Origin of the sequence: Nocardiopsis sp. TNDT3, from assembly GCF_003427465.1 — a bacterium.
Classification (GTDB): domain Bacteria; phylum Actinomycetota; class Actinomycetes; order Streptosporangiales; family Streptosporangiaceae; genus Nocardiopsis; species Nocardiopsis dassonvillei.
On record NZ_QPFC01000350.1, the window covers coordinates 1 to 4,254 of the forward strand.

Consider the following 4,254-nt stretch of genomic DNA (forward strand, 5'->3'; position numbering starts at 1 on the left):
GCGCTGCGCCTGGCCGGGGTGGAGGCCGCCGCCGCGCCCGGGACGGCCGCCGAGGTCGCCGCGCGGCTGGACGAGCACCTGCCCGAGGGGGCCGAGGGGTTCGTGGAGGTCTCCCGCCAGGCCGATGTGCCCGCCGAGCTGCGGTCGCTGGCGGGCACCGGCCACAGCGCCAAGTTCCGCACCGGGGGGCTCACCGTCGAGGCCCATCCGAGCGAGGAGGAGCTGGCCGAGTTCCTGCACTCGGCCGTGGAACTGGGCGTGCCCTTCAAGTGCACGGCCGGGCTCCACCACGCCGTCCGCCACACCACCGCCGAGGGCTTCGAACAGCACGGTTTCCTCAACGTGCTGCTGGCCACGGCCGCCCTGCTCGACGGGGCCTCCGAGCGGGAGGCCGCCCTCGTGCTGGCCGACCGCGACGGCCCGCGCCTGGCGGCCCTGGCCGCCAAGCTCACCGACGAGGAGGCGCGGGCGGTGCGCGGCCGGTTCCGCTCCTTCGGCACGTGCAGCGTCACCGAACCCCTGGAGGACCTGGTCGTGCTCGGGGCGCTGCCCGCCTCCCGCGCCCGCTGAAGCGTCCGGTCCCGGAGCCCGACCGTTCCAGGGGCCGGTCCGTTCCGAGGGGCCGATCGCTTCGGGAGCTCGCCCGCTCCGAGAGGCCGTCCACTTCGGGAACCTGCACGCCCCGAGGCCCGGCCGCTCGGAGACCCTGTCCATGTGAAGAGCCCCCCGCTTCGAGAAACCGTCCACTCCAAGAAAGCGAACGCCATGCCCGACAGCTGGCTCGACCTCGCCCCGGACACGCAATTCGGCCTGGCCACCCTGCCCTACGGCGTGTTCGGCACCGCCGACGACCCCGCGCCCCGCACGGGCGTGGCCGTCGGTGACCACGTCCTGGACCTGGGGGCCGCGGCCCGCGCTCTGGACGCGCCCTTCGCCGACACCGTCGACCGGCCCAGCCTGGACGCCCTGCTGGCCGCCGGACGGCCGGTGTGGGACCAGGTGCGCGCCGCGCTCACCGACTGGTTCACCGACCCCGCGCGCGCCGCGGCCGTGCGCCCGCACCTGGTGGACCGGGCGTCCGTACGCATGTATCTACCCTTCACGGTCGCCGACTACGTGGACTTCTACGCTTCCGAGCACCACGCCAGCAACGTCGGCCGCATGTTCCGCCCCGACCAGGAGCCCCTCACCCCCAACTGGAAGCACCTGCCGATCGGCTACCACGGGCGTTCGGGCACCATCGTGGTCTCGGGGACCGACATCGTGCGCCCCACCGGCCAGCGCAAGCCGCCGACCGAGCCCGCGCCCGTCTTCGGGCCCTCGGTCCGCCTGGACATCGAGGCCGAGGTGGGCTTCGTCGTCGGGACCGGAACCGAGATGGGCGAGCGCGTCGCGGTGGACGACTTCGCCGACCACGTGTTCGGGGTGTTCCTGCTCAACGACTGGTCCTCCCGCGACCTCCAGGCCTGGGAGTACGTGCCGCTGGGGCCGTTCCTGGGCAAGTCGTTCGCCACGTCGGTGTCGCCGTGGATCGTGCCGCTGGCCGCGCTGGAGTCCGCGCGCGTGGAGCAGCCCGCACAGGACCCCGAGCCGCTGCCCTACCTCAAGGGGAGCGGACCCGGCGGCCTGGACCTGCGCCTGGAGGTGCGGCTGAACGGGCACCTGGTGTCCACGCCGCCGTTCTCGCAGATGTACTGGACGGCGGCCCAGCAGCTCGCGCACATGACCGTCAACGGGGCGTCCCTGCGCACCGGGGACGTGTACGCCTCCGGCACGGTCAGCGGACCCGAGCGCGGGCAGCGGGGCTGCCTGCTGGAGCTGACCTGGAGCGGGAAGGAGCCGCTGATCCTGCCCGACGGTACCGAGCGGACCTTCCTGGAGGACGGCGACGAGGTGACTATTACGGCTACGGCCCCGGGCCCGGACGGGACCACCGTGCACTTCGGTGAGGTGACCGGCAGGATCCTCCCCGCCCGCTGAGGTGTCGGCACGGCCCCGCGCACCCTCCCCGAGGGCGCTCGGGGCCGTTGCACTGTGGCGTCCCCCAGATGACCGGAAACGTTTGGGTCGATCCCCGGCGACGGGGGCGTCATACCCACGCGTTGCTGGCACAGCCAGAGGACACGGTGTTCTCGATCGCCAACCCTCTCGGCGCGTCGAGGCCGGGCTGTACAAACACGTCCCTGGACTGCTTGCTGACTGCAGTGCGCTGGAAGTCCACGCGGATCAGCAACCGCTACTGGCCGTGGCGATGCTGCGAGGCCAAGGCGGCTCTTGCGCATATCACCAAGCCCTCGTTCGGGAAACCGGGTTTCGCTGGCCCGATGCGGCCACTCGGCGAAACAGCCGCTTGATCTGCATTTGTTCAATCCCTTGTTCCTGTGTGAATGGATTCTTGGTCGGCTTCGCGCCTTTGTCCTCCGGAAAAAGTGCTGTGACCTGCAGATTTAAGAAACTGTGGCTGCCATGCATAGTCCACGGGCGCGTGCTAGGGTGATGCAGTCAGTTACCCAAAATGCGGAGATCCCCTTGCATAACGGAAAACTGAAAGCCATCGCGCCCTTCGCTGCTTCTGCTTTTCTGCTCGGGCTCGCCCCTGCTGCGCAGGCGGAGGAAACCGACCCCGGATTTGAACTCGTTTCCACGAGCACTGTTACGCTCGAAGAAGCGATGCAGCAGGATCGGATCACGACGTTCGCCGCCAACGACGCCATCGAAACCTATGTCACAGAGCAGGTGGCTGAAGGTAGAGAAGTCGACCCTGAAAATGTGACAGCTATCGAGTTCGAAGAGCCGACCACTGGCGAACAAGTGACGGCAGTGTGGGACGACGGCCTGACGCCTACGAGGTTCGATACAGCAACGGCGCAATATTCTGAAGGCCATGAGCAGGTTGCCTACGGGGTCGGAGTCGAACTCGACCCTGCAGAGGCAGCTTCCTCGGACGTGTCGACCAGTAGTAATTTCGGCGTGGAAACCGAAGGAATGGCGGAGGAAGGCGATGCATGCGTTCGCATCGAATTTACTCCTGACTATGCCACGGAGCCCGGAACCCGTGAAAACCACGTTCTCGTGAGTTGCTACGAAAAATACCGCGCCCTCGAAATCGAGACTCCGGATGCGCGTGACTGGGCCTACTACCGGTACGGGAATTTCACGACCGCTGAGCCAAGGTTCCCGGAGGTCGTGCCAGAGCCTCGGATCGTTGACTTTTCACTGCGGACGCAGCCCTGGGAAGGGAACGCGGACGAAGACGTGCGCAGGATGACTGGATTCGCGCCACAGACTCCGTCGAATGACTGCAACGTGGGAAACCAGCTCCAACTCACCGTGGGTCCGGCCTCGCTGACGTTCCCAACACTTCAGTGTGATAACCTTCGCGTCGATATCAAGCCTAATGCTGGCGCATATGGTTTGATCTTCGATGGAAGCGAAACCGTGCAGATCGCAAACAGCTACGCGATGGCACTCGAGGCCACTGCCGCTGGACGTGAAGTGGTCATGAGTGACTATGCCTGGGCCGAGGTCAACTACGGTGGTGGAAGCGGTCCCATCTGGGAAGACGCCTACATCTGGACCGACGGCGGGTGGACCCCCTGGAATGACCTCTAAATTCCTGTGGTTTAAAGTATGAAATCAGGGGCGCGGGATTCTGTTCCGCGCCCCTGCTTATCGCCCTCGGATAACGTTTACTGCGGCAGCTACAATGCCACACATGGCAAGGAAAAAGCCAACTCTTCCTTCTCTGATGACTATATGGACAGGGTGGCCCAGGTTGGGGCTGTAGGATAGTCTGAAAATGCCGACGTCGTAATGCCCGCCGTAGCCGCTATGTACTGAAATCCAGGCGAGGGCGAACCCGGCGTTCAGCAAAACCAAACCCGCTAAGAGGCCAAATAGAAACCCGTAGATTAACCTTCTGCTGCCGAAATTGCTCACGCCATCACCTCACGGGGGAGTCAAGTTTGGTCTAGGGTCATCATACATTGCTGCTCTTCAATTGTCACCTTCGCTCTAAACCACAGGTAAGAGGCTCGCAGTGCTCGCGGTGAAGAACCTTCATGATGCCTAGTGCCACTACTGAAGCGCACTCATCGGCATCCATTTTCTGGAGAACTATGTGGAGGAGGCGAACGTTTTCCTGGGCTCTGCAGAAATTGATCAGTGCGAGGATATTCACCTTGGTAATGGCATCTCCTGCGCCTCGGGTTCCCCGACTGGTGAGGCGGTGGTCGTCCCGCGCGGTCGTGAGAC

3 protein-coding genes are annotated in these 4,254 nt (G+C 65.3%); all 3 read left to right on the top strand.

The genetic code is table 11. The features are described 5' to 3' along the window. A partial coding sequence (locus tag DQW06_RS09340) for a hypothetical protein (protein ID WP_117198300.1) occupies positions 1-570 on the top strand: 570 nt, incomplete at its 5' end. A gap of 195 nt (positions 571-765) precedes the next feature. Further along, complete coding sequence (fahA, locus tag DQW06_RS09345; RefSeq protein ID WP_117198301.1) at positions 766-1,980, top strand: fumarylacetoacetase; 1,215 nt, start codon at positions 766-768, stop codon at positions 1,978-1,980. A gap of 516 nt (positions 1,981-2,496) precedes the next feature. Then, a complete protein-coding gene (locus DQW06_RS28875) occupies positions 2,497-3,612 on the top strand; it encodes a hypothetical protein (protein WP_157983387.1) in 1,116 nt (371 codons plus the stop codon). Positions 3,613-4,254: the final 642 nt, after the last annotated feature.

Bases quoted from the DNA above. Each gene is read 5' to 3' on its own strand.
- fahA (WP_117198301.1), top strand. From the start codon at position 766: ATGCCCGACAGCTGGCTCGACCTCGCCCCGGACACGCAATTCGGCCTG.
- DQW06_RS28875 (WP_157983387.1), top strand. From the start codon at position 2,497: ATGCAGTCAGTTACCCAAAATGCGGAGATCCCCTTGCATAACGGAAAA.